15 protein-coding genes are annotated in these 16,599 nt (G+C 42.2%); 12 read left to right on the top strand and 3 right to left on the bottom strand.

Translation table 11 applies throughout. From position 1 onward, the window contains the following. Genes CA598_RS04420 through CA598_RS04430 form a run of 3 tightly spaced genes read left to right on the top strand, consistent with a single transcriptional unit; the run spans position 1 to position 4,552 of the window. Entirely contained in the window at positions 1 to 1,275 is a 1,275-nt protein-coding gene (locus tag CA598_RS04420; RefSeq protein ID WP_094875550.1) for a HAMP domain-containing sensor histidine kinase, read from the top strand. A gap of 26 nt (positions 1,276 to 1,301) precedes the next feature. After that, positions 1,302 to 2,207 carry an ABC transporter ATP-binding protein gene (locus CA598_RS04425; RefSeq protein ID WP_256990353.1) on the top strand — a complete coding sequence of 302 codons (906 nt, stop codon included), beginning with the start codon at positions 1,302 to 1,304 and terminating at the stop codon, positions 2,205 to 2,207. 2 nt (positions 2,208 to 2,209) lie between these two features. After that, positions 2,210 to 4,552 (top strand): ABC transporter permease, encoded by a 2,343-nt coding sequence (locus CA598_RS04430; protein ID WP_094875553.1) that lies wholly within the window; start codon positions 2,210 to 2,212, stop codon positions 4,550 to 4,552. Positions 4,553 to 4,639: 87 nt separating this feature from the next. On the opposite strand, the gene CA598_RS04435 is transcribed toward CA598_RS04430, so the two are convergent. Together CA598_RS04435 and CA598_RS04440 are read right to left on the bottom strand one after the other, a co-directional pair. Next, positions 4,640 to 5,068 carry a VOC family protein gene (locus CA598_RS04435; RefSeq protein WP_042189935.1) on the bottom strand — a complete coding sequence of 143 codons (429 nt, stop codon included), beginning with the start codon at positions 5,066 to 5,068 and terminating at the stop codon, positions 4,640 to 4,642. A 188-nt stretch (positions 5,069 to 5,256) separates the two neighbouring features. Further along, positions 5,257 to 5,655 carry a DUF2871 domain-containing protein gene (locus tag CA598_RS04440; RefSeq protein WP_094875555.1) on the bottom strand — a complete coding sequence of 133 codons (399 nt, stop codon included), beginning with the start codon at positions 5,653 to 5,655 and terminating at the stop codon, positions 5,257 to 5,259. Between the two features lie 349 nt (positions 5,656 to 6,004). Between CA598_RS04440 and CA598_RS04445 the strand changes: the two genes are divergently transcribed. After that, entirely contained in the window at positions 6,005 to 6,220 is a 216-nt protein-coding gene (locus CA598_RS04445; protein WP_234532155.1) for a hypothetical protein, read from the top strand. A 117-nt stretch (positions 6,221 to 6,337) separates the two neighbouring features. Here CA598_RS04445 and CA598_RS04450 read toward each other — a convergent pair whose 3' ends face one another. Continuing rightward, positions 6,338 to 7,303, bottom strand: a complete 966-nt coding sequence (locus tag CA598_RS04450) for an NAD(P)H-dependent flavin oxidoreductase (RefSeq protein WP_094875556.1) — start codon at positions 7,301 to 7,303, stop codon at positions 6,338 to 6,340. A 208-nt stretch (positions 7,304 to 7,511) separates the two neighbouring features. Here CA598_RS04450 and CA598_RS04455 point away from each other — a divergent pair, with 208 nt between their 5' ends. The 8 genes from CA598_RS04455 to CA598_RS04490 all read left to right on the top strand — a co-directional run bounded on the left by CA598_RS04455 (position 7,512) and on the right by CA598_RS04490 (position 16,585). After that, positions 7,512 to 8,174 carry an MgtC/SapB family protein gene (locus CA598_RS04455; RefSeq protein WP_042189928.1) on the top strand — a complete coding sequence of 221 codons (663 nt, stop codon included), beginning with the start codon at positions 7,512 to 7,514 and terminating at the stop codon, positions 8,172 to 8,174. A gap of 496 nt (positions 8,175 to 8,670) precedes the next feature. Further along, positions 8,671 to 9,834 (top strand): ROK family transcriptional regulator, encoded by a 1,164-nt coding sequence (locus tag CA598_RS04460; protein ID WP_256990354.1) that lies wholly within the window; start codon positions 8,671 to 8,673, stop codon positions 9,832 to 9,834. Between the two features lie 30 nt (positions 9,835 to 9,864). Continuing rightward, on the top strand, positions 9,865 to 10,869 hold the full coding sequence (locus CA598_RS04465) for an asparaginase (RefSeq protein ID WP_094875560.1): 1,005 nt from the start codon (positions 9,865 to 9,867) through the stop codon (positions 10,867 to 10,869). 89 nt (positions 10,870 to 10,958) lie between these two features. After that, on the top strand, positions 10,959 to 12,563 hold the full coding sequence (locus CA598_RS04470) for a glutathione ABC transporter substrate-binding protein (RefSeq protein WP_094875561.1): 1,605 nt from the start codon (positions 10,959 to 10,961) through the stop codon (positions 12,561 to 12,563). A gap of 113 nt (positions 12,564 to 12,676) precedes the next feature. Beyond that, positions 12,677 to 13,600, top strand: a complete 924-nt coding sequence (locus tag CA598_RS04475) for an ABC transporter permease subunit (RefSeq protein ID WP_094875563.1) — start codon at positions 12,677 to 12,679, stop codon at positions 13,598 to 13,600. 69 nt (positions 13,601 to 13,669) lie between these two features. Then, positions 13,670 to 14,581, top strand: a complete 912-nt coding sequence (locus CA598_RS04480; RefSeq protein ID WP_094875565.1) for an ABC transporter permease — start codon at positions 13,670 to 13,672, stop codon at positions 14,579 to 14,581. A gap of 13 nt (positions 14,582 to 14,594) precedes the next feature. Next, on the top strand, positions 14,595 to 15,596 hold the full coding sequence (locus CA598_RS04485) for an ABC transporter ATP-binding protein (protein WP_094870189.1): 1,002 nt from the start codon (positions 14,595 to 14,597) through the stop codon (positions 15,594 to 15,596). Further along, on the top strand, positions 15,593 to 16,585 hold the full coding sequence (locus CA598_RS04490; RefSeq protein ID WP_094875567.1) for an ABC transporter ATP-binding protein: 993 nt from the start codon (positions 15,593 to 15,595) through the stop codon (positions 16,583 to 16,585). Before CA598_RS04485 ends, CA598_RS04490 begins: the two co-directional genes overlap by 4 nt. Positions 16,586 to 16,599: the final 14 nt, after the last annotated feature.

Raw genomic sequence — 16,599 nt, forward strand, 5'->3', positions numbered from 1 at the left:
ATGACTAAAAAATTGCTACTGGCCCTAATGCTCACAATACTCGCTGCAAGTATAACTCTCTTATTCCTGATATTCAATTTGAAGGTGGAGACCTCCACAGACCGAGTGGCGATCAATACCATCGTTAAGCTTACAGAGAAGCATTGGGATAAAATTGATCCGAAACTGTACATGGAAAGTCCTTATGATTTCGCCATTATCGATACGTCTGGTAAATTGAAATATCAGACTGAAAATGCGATTTCCATTAGCATTAACGAAGCTATCAATAATCGGGATACCTTAGTCGACGTTGTTGTTCAGGATCAGCTGGTGGGTAAAGTAATTATTAATAATGATTACCGTACGATTTTTATACATATGAAACAACAATTTATACAAGTTTCTGTTGCGATGCTGCTTTTGCTTACAATTCTCGGCATCCTCTATATTTGGTTCCTGAATAGATCCATTCTTCGTCCATTTCGCAAAATGCAGCTATTTGCGAACCATATCGCAAGAGGTGATCTTGAAGTGCCACTTGCGATGGATCGTAATCATCTATTTGGTGCCTTTACCGAAAGCTTCGATATGATGCGGGAAGAGCTTGCGGCGGCTAGGCATAGTGAATATTTAGCGAACAAGAGTAAGAAGGAGCTGGTTGCCAGTCTTAGTCATGATATTAAGACCCCCGTCGCTTCGATGAAGGCGATTACGGAACTGATGTTATTAAGCGCAAGAGATGAGAAGACAAGCAGACAGCTAAACACCTTATATTCCAAAGCGGATCAGATTGATCGCTTGGTCACAGACATGTTCCATTCCACCTTGGAGGAGCTGAATGAACTAAAAGTCAGCTTAACGGAGGAGCATAGTCATCTGCTCACCCAAATTATAAACAATGTGAACTTCTACGAACGAATTTCAGCTGCATCTGTGCCAGACTGCATCATTATGGCGGATCCATTACGGCTGCAGCAGGTCATCGATAATGTAGTGAACAATTCCTATAAATATGCCTTCTCCGGTACACACATCGATATTAAATTCGAGATTAGGGATCATTATCTGGAGGTTGATATTCTGGATTACGGTCCTGGTGTTCCAGAGGAGGAATTACCTTTAATATTCAATAAATTTTTTCGGGGCAGTTTAGCCGTGAGCCAGAACGGTGCAGGCTTAGGTCTGTATATTTCTCGTTATATGATGCAAAAAATGCAGGGCGATATTGTATGCTCCAATCGGGAGGATGGATTTACTGTAAAGCTGCTGATTCCTTTAGCAGGAAAGAATTAAGAATTCGCTAAGGATTGCACAAAGACATGTTAAGAACATTTAACGTACGATTAGGTTGCAATTACGAATCAGCCAGTGATTGCAGCCATTATATTGTGCGAGAGCAAGGGTTACTGTTAACGCAATTAATGAGCATGAACGTAAATGGAGTGTTCAACATGAACGAAGTGAATAATAAAGTATTGATGCAGACCCATAAGCTTGGAAAAACCTTCTCCCATGGAGGAACTCAGCAGCATGTATTAAAAAATCTAGATCTGACCTTATATCATGGTGATTTCACGATTATCATGGGCAGCTCTGGTTCTGGTAAATCAACACTGCTGTATGCCATTTCGGGAATGGATAAGCCAACGCTTGGAGAGGTTTTGTTTGAAGGTAAAGATATTACGGCGATGAGTAATGATCAGCTGGCGATATTCCGGCGGAAGAACTGTGGATTTGTGTTTCAGCAGATCCATCTACTCGATTCAATGAGTGTCCTCGACAATGTATTATCAAGTGCTTTTCTTGTACAAAAGGATAGGGCCGGGGCTGTGGAAAAAGCCAAAAAGCTGCTCTTAGATGTAGGCTTGGATGACTCCATCTGGGGGAAGTTTCCGGCGCAAATCTCTGGAGGTGAAGCTCAGCGTGCCGGAATTATCCGGGCCCTGATCAACAGTCCAAAAGCGGTATTTGCTGATGAGCCAACTGGAGCGCTAAATAGCTCAGCTGGAATAGGGGTACTGCGTGTCCTAACCGAGGTGAATAAGCAGGGGCAAAGCATAATTATGGTAACACATGATCTCAAAACTGCGCTGCGTGGTAATCGGATCTTGTATCTGCAGGATGGAGTAGTCATTGGAGATTTGCGCCTTTCCCCTTATAGCGAAAATAGTGGACCTGAACGGCAACAGCAATTACAGTCCTTTCTGACCGAATTGGGGTGGTAGGGATGAGAAGCTTAATAGGGAAACTTGCTTGGTCCAATATTCGCAAAAGAAAAAGTGCAACGATTACGCTCTTCGTATTGATCATGATAGCTGCGCTGCTGTTGAACATTGGTCTCACGGTCAGCTTGAAGCTTAATTCTTTTCAGCAAGAAAAAATGACTGAATTAAAGACTCCAGAATTAAGTGCATATTTTGCAAAAGATGATCATCTAAAAGAGTACGAGGGGCTTGTGGATAGTTATCCATATACCGAATCTTGGGAGAATGAAGCAGCGATTCTATTAGCAGACGCAAAAATGAAGTATGGAGAAACGGATACTACTGTAGCTTTTATAATTCTCAATGCGGATACACCGCGGACAATGGGACTATTCAAGACTATTACCCCGCTCGAATCTAGGGATCCGAACTTGATCTATCTGCCTTATTTATTCCATGTAGGATCGGGGTATGAGCTAGGTGATAACTTTTCTTTTGTATACAATAATAACCAATTCTCTTATACCATCGGCGGATTTATTGAGGAGCCGCTACTAGGGACGTTAACGAATGGAGCTTTAAAAGTATTTCTAAATGATGAAGGCTATAAGCAATTGGAGGAACGTCTTGGAACTGAAGCTCAGTATAGCTTTCTATCAGCAGATGTTACCGATCCTTCAAAGGATGTAAAGCTGGAACAAATGATAAGTGAGCGGATTTTTGCCTCAGGAATTAAGAGTCCATTTCAAGTAATGCGGGCGGAAGTCGGACTCGAAGGGAACCGTGTTTTTGTTAATCTTTTAGCAGCTATTTTGATCGTATTTGCACTTATTATGGTTCTGATTTCGCTTATTGTAATCCGGTTTCAAATATTAGGACATATTGAAGATAATTTGACTAACATCGGTGTTTTAAAGGCGAATGGTTATACCTCATGGCAGATCAAAAACTCGCTTCTCCTTCAGTTCACCGCGGTTTCCATCATCGCAGCTATTCCGGGAGGAGGGGTAGCTGGGTTAGTTATGCCTTTGGTAGGGAATATGATTTCGTCTTCGATCGGGCTGCTGTGGCCTGTATCATTTGAAGTGGGCAGTGCAGCGCTTAGTTTGGTTGTCGTCTCTGGACTGGTTGCTATTGTTACTTATTTGTCGAGCCGGCGAATTCGGAATATTACTCCGATTGCTGCTTTGCAGAGCGGAATCCATGCTCACAATTTCAAGCGGAACCCTATTCCACTCGAAACATCCCGAATGAATCTGCAATTCAGCTTAAGCCTTAAAGCTTTATTAAGACAGATGAAACAGAATATGATGATCATATTGATTGTTGCCGGATTAACCTTTTCTAGTATTTTTTGCTCTATACTGAATTTCAACTTTAAAGGAGATACCTCCGCCGTTATAAAGTTGGTAGGCATAGAACGAAGCGATTTCATGTTGTTGCCAAAGAACGGAGATCTGCAGCAGGGGATGTTTAGTGAATTAGAAGCTATGCCAATAGTTAAAAAGTTGACTGTATTGGATAGCCTGGCCGCTTCGATCAAAGATACTAACTTTATGCTTCGAGTGTCAGACGATTTTAGCCAGCTGGAGACACAAACAACATACAAAGGCAGGCAACCCATTTATGATAACGAAATTTCGATTTCCGGTGTTATTGCAAAATTGGAGAATATAAATGTAGGGGACGAGGTTCCGGTCACTTTTAATGGTGTAACGGTGAATTTTTTAGTCACTGGTCTAAGCCAGCAGATTAATCAACTGGGGATGGTAGCGAGCATGACTGGTGATGGAATGAAAAGACTGCAACCGGAGTACACCCCTCAGTCCATCAATGTGTATCTGAAAGACGGGGGAGATTCCAATGCTTTTGCGAAGGATCTGGAAGCGCGTTTCCCCGGACAATGGAGCATTACTAACGTTCGAGAAGCGATGGATAGTACACTTAATACATTTACTTCAGCAGTATCTTCTATGACAGCGGTGATTACTGTGGTTACGATTTTTGTAGTCAGTCTAATTTTGTATTTAGTAATTAAGACGTTGATTATGAAACGTAAGCGGGAATTCGGCATTCTTAAAGGTATCGGATATACCACCTTTAATCTAATGACACAGATTACGTTCAGTCTTTTTCCGGTGATTGTATTTGGAGTAGTGCTGGGGAGTTTAGTGGGGTATATTTTCTCGGATTCGGCGTTTGTATTATTGCTTTCAAGTCTAGGCATCTATAACGTTCAGCTGGCGGTTAGTTTGCCTCAAGTGCTTCTACTGTGTGCGGTCATTCTAGTAGTTGCTTATGTGGTATCCATGCTAGTTGCAAGACGGATTCGGAAGGTTAGTGTATATGATTTGATTATGGACTAAGCGCTTGAACAAGAAACAACGAGTTGGAGGTAGGCCGCACCTGTATTAATAGGTTTCGCAGCCACTCCATACTCGTTGTTATTTTTATTACATATTCATTCGTCCGTCATCATAATTGAATTGCCAATCGATGCCGAATTTATCTTTTAGACTGCCATAACACGAGCTCCAGAAGGTTTCTTGTAATTCCATGCCTACTTTGCCGCCTTCTTTAAGCTTATGGAAATATTTTTTTATGCCATCCAAATCCTTACTTACTACCGAAAGACTTATGTTGTTTCCTTCCACGAAAGGCATGCCTGGAAAAACATCAGAGAACATTACATTACTGCCTTCGATATTCAAGCGAGTGTGCATAACTAAATCTTTGGCTTCTTCAGGAAGAGTGAAATTGGGATCGGGTGGTGTTTCGCCAAAGGTCATGATTTGTGGACGTTCAACACCAAACACCTCCGCGTAAAATTCTGCAGCTTGACGACAATTCCCGTTGAAATTCAGATAAACATCGATAGACATTACTTCACTCCTTAAAAGTTTTGGTGGCATCGAAAGCATAGTTTAAAGTTAAAATTTAAGATATCTCGCGACTTCCATATTGTATCATTTACCAGTGTATAAACAAATATACTTATAGTCTCATTTGGTATGAACTTAAATATGACTAATCAAAAAAGCCGCTGGAATAAGATCCAGCAGCTCTTTCCCTATGATTTAATTCGTCTACCGAGCAGAATTAGTAGCCAGATGATACCAGCACCTACTATGGCATGGCCGAGACCTGCAATATGCGGTAAGAAGCTGATATCAGTCCCGTTAATTTGCAGCATCCCGCGAGTGGCCATAGTACCGATCGTGATCAGGAGACCAATGTTATATACAATGTACCATGCACCAAAGGATTTAGCCTCATGGATGTTAAATAACTTGGCCAGGATCAATGCGATTATAAAGAAGAAGAAGCCCAGTACAAGGATATGAGTATGAAGTGCAACTAAGATGGTGTTTCCTTCAAAATCATTCATTTTGGTAATTTCACGATAAGCAACACCCGCTATCAAACCAAGAATGGCATAGAAAAAAGAAGTGTAATACAATTTTTTCATGATCATGACTCCTTTATGTTTATTGTTATATTGAAATCATATCTTGCAAATAAGAACGCAGTATGAACAAATGAATATGTAGTGATTAATTTCACGAAATTGACAAAAATTAAACTCTTAAGCATGTCCCACATAGTTTCCACACAATATTTATCTATAATCATTAATATTATTGAACCCCACTATTCATTGGATTCAGGATGTTCGATGGCACGGGAGGATGAATATGAAAAAAGCGGATTGGATTATAGCCATTCTAGTTATGGGAATGGGTCTGATGTGCATGTTGGTTTCAGCAAATTTTTTTCGTATTGATTTTTTCCGTATTATAAAGTAGGAGATGGTTTTTTTGAAAAGAGGAGTATTTGCAGTAATCTGTGTAGTTATTTTGTCATTTGGAATTGGAACAGCAGCTTATGCTGCCGGGTTTGCTCCAAGCACTTTTAAAGAGATGTTGCCTTTTATGAAAGAAAGACATCCTAACTTAGGTGATTCCGAGCTAGAACAAATGTATAAGAGCTGTCATCAACAAGAGGGCATTTCTAATACTCGTGGAATGATGTAAGGCGATGTTGATGTAGAATCAACTTATATTTAACGCCTTTTAAAAAGAGCTCTTTGTTGCATACAACAAAGGGCTCTTATTTTATCTGTATTATCGCATAAGCATCGTATTATAATCTTAAGTTGCGGGGTTCAATGCTCCTTGATACTCATGCATTAAATTGTCGATTATCTGCTGTACGGACAATATCTCTTTAATCTCATGAACTCTGGACCCGGCAAACACTAACCCGTTCTTAACATCTCCCCTAAGGGAAGTTAGCAGAGATTCCATGGTACAAAAGCGATGAGAACAAACCTTTAGACAATTAGAGCATTTGGCTATTTTTAATTTGGCATCATCACTAATGCGTTCTGTGAATTCATTACGAATTGCTCTGCCATCTAGCCCCACTGTAGACTTAATTAGAATAGTATCACCTTGCTGGGCATCTACATATTTTTGCTTAAAGGCCAGTGGAGCATCACATTCATGGCTCGCCACGAAACGAGTCCCCATCTGAACACCAGAAGCTCCAATCCGAAGGGCTTTTGCGATATCTTCTCCTGTCAGAATTCCACCAGCAGCAATTACTGGAATCGAAACGGCTTCTACAACCTCAGGAAGAATTTCGAACATGGATCTCTCTGTACCCAAATGGCCCCCAGCTTCAAATCCTTCCACTACGACTGCAGAGGCACCAAGTCTTTCGGATATTCTGGCTAATTTGGCGGAGGAAACAATAGACACCACAGGAGTACCATACTCTTTACCCCAAGCATAAATATCTCTGGAAATCCCGGCTCCAGAAATAATAAAGTCCACTTTTTCTTCCAAAGCGACCTTCATTTTTTCGGCAAAATCCTTCATCGCGAATAGAACGTTCACCCCGATATATCCAGTCCCTTTTGAGAGCTCTCTTGTTTTGCGAATATGCATTCTCAGTTCATCAGTGGTGATTCCTGTACCAGAAATGGTGCCGATCCCACCTGCATTGGCTACAGCAGCAGCTAAGCCACTTAAGGATATGCCTACGCCCATACCCCCTTGAATTACAGGAACCTTGGATTTAATATGCCCAAATTGGATTGTTGGCAGTTTCATATACGCACCTCTTTCACGAGTTGTAGACCGTTATACAATGTCTACTGGAGTAACAGCTATAAAGGTATCACAGTTAAATCTTTGCAGATGTGACTGTGCGCATGCTCAAACTATGTTAAATATCATGTCCATCATATAGGAGGGGGAAATATAGAAATCCGTTTATGATACAATAAATAGCAATATTAAAAGGAGAGAAGGACTATGTATGGAGTTTGAATATTTACTTCGTGTAGTTGGAGCTGGAATTTGTGGTGTTTTAGTTGGCTTTGAACGAAAAAGCCGGATGAAAGAAGCGGGAGTTAGAACGCATTTTATTGTTGCTTTAGGTGCTGCACTTATGATGATCATTTCAAAATATGGATTTCAGGATCAAGCGGATTGGTCCTATGTTAAACTCGATCCCGCACGTATAGCTGCCCAGGTAGTAAGTGGAGTGGGATTTCTTGGTGCAGGAATGATTTTCATGCATAGACACACTGTGAAGGGCCTGACAACTGCAGCGGGGATCTGGGCAACGGCGGGACTAGGGCTGGCGATTGGATCGGGCCTATATATTCTGGGTGGAGGAGCAACAATTATTATCTTACTCGGGCAAAAGATTTTGCATGGACGATACAGTTGGCTGGCCTCACCGAAAACGCAACAGATTGTGATCTGTCTGACTAATTCAGAAGGAGCCGTGAGTAGAATTCAACAGCTCCTTGAAGAAAAAAATATTACCATTTTAAGCTTTCATGCTGAAAATAATAGTCTTGCCTCCGAATTGAATTTAGAAATAATCGTAAAATTTCCTGAATCGTTTAATGCTGTGAAATTGTTGTCACTGATACAAGAGGACGCGTCTGTTAAGGCAGTAGAGTTTCAATAATTTTTTAACACTCGCATCAAAAGTTGGTTTCTATATGAAGAACTTGCTTTTGATGCGGGTGCAATCTCCATTTCACTAAATCCGCGCACAATTCTACCCTTTTTCCAATATTCAGATTCACAAAACTTCTGCATCGATCCCAAACCTCTTTTTGTTTTTAAGATATTTCCACCACTTCTAAATTAAGTTTTTCCTATTTATAGTTTCCACTCGTCTATTATGAGAGCGTTTTGGTCTTTAGTGTTATGTTTATGTCATGTATTTGAGGAGATTGTTATAAAAATCACATATTAAACGCTTTCATTTATTTCGAATAAAAAAATATGTCATTTATATTGACATACAATCAATGAGCCTTTATTATTAATCCCATCACTGGAGAAACTAAACTGAAATTTAATCAAATATTACATTAGCGTAGCTTAATTGGCAAATTTTTTCTTGTTTTTATAGTTTTATTAGTTTGATTAATGCACTGAAGAAAATAATTAGGAGAATGTCTGTGAAAAAGCACGATCAGGATTTTATGAAGCGGCAAAATCGTTTGACGGTCTTCGAAATCATAAAAAATCAACAACCAATTTCTCGCGCTTCCATCGCCAAACAAACGGGTATGAGTCCTACAACTGTAAGTCGGATTGTTGGGGAATTAACTGAACAAGGGTATCTACTGGATTCGGATCAGGTATCTTCAGGATTAGGTCGGAAATCAACGTTGCTTGCTATGGTTGACGCTTCTGTGTTGTCGATTGGGGTTGAACTGGATCGTAGTCTTATGATTGTAGGTATCGTAGATTTGCAAGGTAAGCTTCTTTGCAGCAGGCAATATCCGCGTACTCCGGACGAGAGTCCAGACAAGACACTGGAACGAATCAAAGAAGCAATTGAACAACTGACACAGCAGCATGTGATTGATAGAACTCGAATCGTCGGTATTGGCGTTGGACTTCCTGGCATTGTGAATAACGAAGAAGGGATTGTCGTCTTCTCGGTTCAGCTTGGATGGAAGAATGTACCCTTAGCTAAACGCCTAAAGGAACTAACCGGTTTTGAAATTGCTGTGGATAATGAGCTGAAGGTTAGAGCTCTTGCTGAACATCTCAAAGGTGCTGCTGTTGGATCTGTCCGTACCGCACTATTGGGCTTCGGGCAAGGCGTTGGCTCGTCGATGATCCTTGAGGGAGAGATCTATCGCGGGGTGATGAACAGTGCTGGTGAAATAGGGCATACGACAGTGGATCCTAACGGAATGATGTGTGAGTGCGGTAAGGCGGGTTGCTTACAGACCTATATTAATATCAGCTCATTGTTGTCAGAAGCCAATCGGATTCGTCCGATTCGCTCAATCGAGGAGTTGTTTGAAGCAAAAGATGCAGGAGAGCATTGGGCGGTTCATTTGATTGAGCGAGCACTCATGTATATGGCGATTACCATCAACAATGTCGTATGCATGTATAACCCCGATAGTGTGATCCTGAGTGGAGAACTCGTTGACAAATTTCCAGATGTTTATGAAGCAGTCGAGAAGCTATATCTTTCACGCTTCACATGGGAACCCCTTCGTGGGTCTTTCACCATTCATCGTTCGATGTTGAACGAGAATGGTGTAATTATCGGATCTGGACTACTATCGCAAAATCGTTTTTTCGCATTGGATTAAAAATAAATACATCGAAGGAGGCCTGTACAGATGGGATTTACAACATTAGTAGAAGAATATCGCGGTGGCTTACTAGAGAATGTACATTACGGTGCAGTTAGTGTGGTCGATGAGAAAGGTAATATTTTGTATAAAGCAGGTAATCCGGAGCATATAACCTATCTTCGTTCAGCAGCTAAACCATTCCAAGCTTTACCGGTTATGAAGCGTCGGATCGATGAAGTTTATGGTTTGACAAGTAAGGAAGCCTCACTCTTTACTGCTTCGCACCGGGGAGAGGCCTTTCATATTGAAGCACTTGAATCTCTTTTTCAGAAAATGGGCTTAAAAGAAGAGGGACTTCATTGTTGTTCTACATACCCGCTGAATGAGGAAGCCAAGGCAGAGCGCCATCGGGCGAATGAGCCGACTCGTAAAATCTTTCATAATTGCTCAGGTAAACATGCAGGGTTAATGGGCCTTAGCAAATATATGGGTTGGGATATAGATACTTATTATGATCCTAACCATCCCGTGCAACAGGAAATCATTGATATTATGGCTTATATCGCAGAAGTATCGAAGGAATCCATTCCTCAAGGGATTGATGGCTGTGGTCTTCCTATCTTCGCACTCCCTCTTCATAAAATCGCTTATTCCTATTTAAAGCTAGCCTGTCCTGATTTGATTGAGAATACGGAAATACGTAACGCAGCTGCTGCGACTGCAAAGCTTATGAACGATAATCCAGTGATGATTGCAGATACGAAATTCGTCTGCTCGGAGCTTCTAAAGGATGATAATCTTACGGCAAAGGGCGGCGCTAAAGGTGTATATGGAATTGGTCTCCGAAAGGAGCGAATCGGTATCTCGCTAAAAGTATCCGATGGTTCTGAGCAAGTCTGGCCTTGTATCATCGCATCGATTCTGGAACGTTTAGGCTATAGCAATCAAGATACGATTGATCGTTTATACGCACTCGTGCCGAACACTATTGTTAATGATGGCGGCACAGTTGTAGGCGAACGCCGTGCTGTATTCCAATGGGAAGTCTGATTATAAGGATCGAGAATAATCTTCAAGTCTCATGAATAATTGGACTGGGAGCTTTTCTAATACATCGTTTCTAAAGGGGAGTGTATAACATGAAAGTCAAAGGAAAAGTATGGTCAATGTTCATGCTGCTGCTTATTACAGTAGTAGTGACTGCAGGGTGCGGCAACAAAGCAAACAACGAGGGACAAGGCGGCAATACCGCTGGTGGAACTGAAACTAGCACCCCAACTACAAAAAATGATAAAGACATTGTAATTGCCATCAATTCTAACTTTATTACGCTGGACCCTCATAACGCAAGCGATACACATTCAATCAGCGCTGCCAGAACGATGTACGAAGGTCTAATGGGTTTTGATGAGAATATGAACGTTGTTCCTGTTCTTGCTTCAAGCCACACTATTAGTGAAGACGGATTGGTATATACATTTACTTTGCAAGAAAACGTTAAATTCCAAGACGGCACTGATTTTAATGCCGAAGCAGTGAAGGTGAATATTGCCCGTATTCAGGATGAGAAGAATAATCTGAGACTGCGCAAAAGCTTCGCCAAGGTGGCCAAAGTGGAGACTCCTGATGCCAAAACCGTGGTTATTACACTCAGCGAGCCATACAACGCATTTTTAAACAAGGTTGCAATGGCGCCTATCATTAGCCCTAAAGCTATAACAGAGAATGGGGCCGATATTTCAAAAAAACCTGTAGGTACTGGCCCATTTAAGTTCAAAGAGTGGGTGCAAGGTGATCGTCTAGTTGTTGAGAAGAATGCGGATTACTGGCAAAAAGACTTGCCGAAAGTGGACAGTATCACCTTTAGACCTGTACCAGAGAATGGATCACGGATTGCGATGCTAAAAACTGGTGAGGCTGATTTCATTTATCCAATGCCAACCGAGCAAGTATCCGAGGTTGAAGGTCTTGAAGGAATTACTGTAGATACCATCGATTCTACCATTGTTCGTTATGTAACGTTAAATACGATGAAAAAGCCTTTCGATGATGTAAAGGTACGTCAAGCCATTAACTATGCTATCAACAAAGAAGCATATATCAAGGTTGTGAAATCGGGTCTTGGCGCTAAGCTTGATTCCACGATGTCTTCCAAAACACAATATTACTCCCAACAAGCAGGTTATGACTATGACATTGAAAAAGCTAAGCAACTGCTTGCTGAAGCGGGGTATCCAGACGGATTCGAAACCGAAATTTGGGGAGAAAACGAATCTGAAACCATGAAGGGTATGCAATTTATTCAACAACAGCTAGCACTTGTAGGCATCAAGGTAGAAGTGAAGTCTATGGAAGGCGGTACATTGTCTGACCAAATTAATGCTGCTAAAACACCTGAAGAAGCAAAAATTCAAATGTGGTATGTCAGCTGGTCTCCATCCTCCGGTGATGCAGATGGTGCTACTAGAGGTTTGTTCAGTAGTGAAATGTTCCCACCAGCTGGCTCGAATACAGCTTATTATAAAAATGAAAATGTAGATAAATGGATTGCGGAAGCAAACAAATCTGTTGATCCAGAAGCGGCTAAATCTATTTATGCAAATATTCAAAAAACAGTATGGGAAGATGCTCCTTGGGCATTCATGGGCGTTGACCAAATCATCTCAGGCAAAAGATCTAATCTGGAAGGTGTTAAAGTCTTCCCGGATGGTTCCATTAATGTCCTAAATGCAGAAGTGAAATAATTCAAGTCAAACGCAAGATTTAATTTCCCAAGAATTGAACGAGGCCGCTTCTTAAGAATGGTAGGAGGCGGCCTCAGTTAAATTATTTGTCGATACTGAAGGGGGCTTATGAGTTGGGTAGATATGCTTTACAAAGACTCCTCGGGGTTATTCCGTTGCTATTCATTGTATCGGTATTAGTCTTTCTGTTTATTCACTTAATTCCGGGCGATCCGGCCCGGCTTATTGCGGGTAAAGACGCCACACTTGAAGAGATTCATGGCATTCAAGAGCAACTAGGTCTCAATCTGCCGCTGTGGAATCAATACATAAACTACATGAGCGATCTACTGAGTGGTAATCTGGGCAATTCGATTCGATCAGGGATTCCAGTAACCGATATGCTAGAAAGTAGAGTAATGCCTACCTTGTGGTTAACGTTTCTCAGTATGGCTTGGGCGCTTGTCATTGGTCTTCTAATTGGTGTTATTTCAGCGGTTTATCGCAATAGATGGCCTGATCACTTAGGCACATTGACAGCCATGTCAGGGATGTCGATCCCTGGATTCTGGTTAGGTTTGGTACTCATTCAGATTTTCTCGGTAGAGCTTGGCTGGTTTCCGACCGGTGGTGTGGATTCCTGGAAGTCTTATATTCTTCCTTCCATTACACTTGGAATGGGGATTATGTCGATGCTGGCTCGTTACTCTCGGTCATCGATGCTAGAAACGTTACGGGAGGATTATATCCGAACAGGACGTGCGAAAGGCTTACGCGAGTATGTTGTTATTAGCAGGCATGCGCTGCGTAATTCTCTTATTCAGGTCGTTACTGTAGCTGGACTTCAATTTGGGTTCTTGCTTGGTGGATCGGTAATGGTTGAGACAGTTTTCAGTATTCCTGGTCTTGGAAGACTGCTGGTGGATTCCATTTTGTTCCGGGATTATACAGTTATTCAAGCTTTGCTGCTGCTGTTTTCAACACAATTTATCCTTATCAATTTAATTGTAGATTTATTGTATGGCGTACTTAATCCGAAAATCAGGTTTTCTCAGTAAGCTAGAGTAACTGAGAAACAGAATTACGATAGTTTTCTGGAGGGTGAATATAGGATTAGGAGGGATATCATGAGCGACAATTCGGCGGTAATGGGAACTAATTCCCCTATACCCGGAGAGGTAATAGCCCCGGAGAAAACAAAAGGCCGCGCGGGTGTTTTTATTCGCAAGTTCAGCAAACAAAAGATGCCCCTTGTGGCTGCATTTTTTATCATATTGCTTTTTTTAATTGCCATTTTCGGGCCATTTCTGACCCCTTATAATCCAGATGAACCGAACTATGATGCGCTAATGCAGGGCCCGTCTGCCAAGCATTGGGCGGGAACGGATGAATACGGCCGTGATATTCTAAGTCGCTTAATTGATGGTACAAGGTTGACTTTGGCGGTCAGCCTGAGTTCCGTATTGATTGCGGGTGTACTTGGAACCATCCTTGGCCTTATCAGTGGATATTATGGCGGTTGGTTGGATCGGATTATTATGCGTGGCAGTGACGTATTGTTCTCATTCCCTGATTTACTGCTTGCCATTGGGATCGTCGCTATACTTGGGCCTGGTTTATCCAACGTTGTGATTGCAGTTGCAGTCTTCGGTACACCCTCGTTCGCCCGCATTATCCGGAGCGTAACATTGTCTGCGAAGGAAACGTTGTTTGTTGAAGCAGCCCGTTCAATGGGTGCGAAGAATCGCCGAATCATTTGGCGACATATTTTTCCTGAAACGGTCCCTAGTATTATCGTTAATCTATCCATGAAAATTGGCGGGGCAATCTTAGCCGCTGCGTCATTAAGCTTTCTTGGAATGGGTGCGAAGCCAACGGAGCCCGATTGGGGGGCAATGTTAAGCATGGGGCGCGATTATTTAAGTATTGCTCCACATATCGTTTATTTTCCGGGTTTAGCTATATTTTTGACAGTACTTGCATTTAACCTGGTCGGGGACGGACTGCGCGATGCTCTTGATCCCAAAATGAAAAACTAAGGAGGGACAAGACATGACTCAAAATTTGCTGGAAGTACAAGGGCTGAAAACGGAGTTTAAACGCGGCGATGGAAGTATAACGGCAGTTGCAGGTGTTGACTTTGTGATTAAGAAAGGTGAAGTGCTGGGTCTAGTTGGAGAATCCGGTTGTGGCAAAAGTGTTACCTCACTGTCGATTATGCGGCTTCTTAAGGATACGCCAGGCAGAATTTCTGGCGGTTCTGTTCGTTTCGAGGGAACGGATCTAACAAAGGTTACGGACAAAGAGATGCGCCAGATACGGGGAAATGAAATGGCGATGATTTTCCAGGAGCCGATGACTTCACTTAATCCTGTGCTGAAGATTGGCTTGCAATTGATGGAGCCGATCATGTTGCATCTTGGTTATGGTCGGAAGAAGGCCCGTGAACATGCCATTCATATGTTGCGGTTAGTTGGTATACCACGTGCGGAAGATTTGGTGGATGAATATCCGCATCAGCTCTCTGGCGGTATGAGGCAGCGTGTAATGATTGCGATGGCGATGTCTTGCCACCCGAAACTGCTGATTGCAGATGAACCAACAACGGCGCTTGATGTGACGATTCAAGCTCAAATCCTTGATCTAATGAAGCACCTGAAAGAAGAACAGGATATGGGGATGCTGCTCATTACCCATGACCTTGGGGTTGTAGCTGAACTATGTGATCGTGTAGTTGTAATGTATGCTGGCCGTGTAGTGGAGGAAGCTTCCGTTCATGAACTATTTGCAAGACCGCAGCATCCGTATACGAAGGGTTTAATACAATCCGTTCCAAAGCTGCGTCAAAACGTACGTCGCTTGGATTCCATTAAAGGGAATGTACCTGACCTTTCACAAATGCCAACGGGCTGTAAGTTTGCACCTCGCTGCGATTATGTCACAGAGCGCTGTCTCTCGCAGGAGCCAGAGTTACTTCCGATTGAGGGACTAGAGCGAAAGAGTCGTTGTTGGCTTACACAGCAGGAGAACACGGAAGGAGGGGAAGGTTTGTGAAGGAGACTCCACTCATTGAAGTTAAAAGTCTGAAGAAGTTTTTTTCGGTGAAGAAGGGCTTTTTCGGAACTACTAGATATTTGCACGCAGTTGATGGGATCTCATTCGCTATACGTAAAGGAGAAACGTTCAGTCTTGTAGGTGAAAGTGGCTGTGGTAAATCTACTACAGGAAGATTGGTGACTCGCTTGCTGGAGCCGAATGACGGTGAAGTGTGGTTTAAGGGTCAAAATATTAGCCATATCTCAGACAATCAAATGCGTCCTATTCGTAAAGATATACAGATGGTGTTCCAAGACCCTTATGCTTCGCTTAATCCACGAATGAAGGTGAAGGATCTTGTGGCTGAACCTCTGCTTATTCATACAAAGCTCTCGTCCAAAGAACGGGATAAACTAGCATGCGAGTTACTAGAGACCGTGGGATTAAATAGTATTCACGCCGAGCGCTACGCTTTTGAGTTCAGCGGTGGACAGCGACAACGGATTGGAATCGCCCGGGCATTGTCTGTACGCCCAAGCTTAATCGTGGCAGATGAACCTGTGTCAGCACTGGATGTTTCGATTCAGTCACAAGTGCTAAATCTGTTGCAGGATCTGCAGGAAGAGTATGGCCTGACGTATTTATTCATTTCACATGATCTAAGTGTTGTTGAGCATATTAGTGATCGAATCGGAGTTATGTATCTGGGTTCCCTCGTAGAGACGGCGGATAAAGATACCTTGTATGATCGTCCAATGCATCCATACACACAAGCACTGCTATCTTCTGTACCTGTACCCGATCCTGCCTTAAAGAAGGAGCGCATTATTCTGAAGGGAGATCTTCCAAGTCCGGTTGATCCACCGTCGGGATGCCGTTTTCACACAAGATGTCCTTCCTGTATGGAAATCTGTAAGCAGCATGTTCCGATATTTCGAGAAGTCGAACCAGGTCATGAGGTTGCATGTCATTTATTTGATGAAGAAATGTTGAAATTAGAGCGGTAACTGAAATTGTGAGA

This window comes from Paenibacillus sp. VTT E-133291 (assembly GCF_002264395.1).
GTDB lineage: Bacteria > Bacillota > Bacilli > Paenibacillales > Paenibacillaceae > Paenibacillus_AQ > Paenibacillus_AQ nitricinens.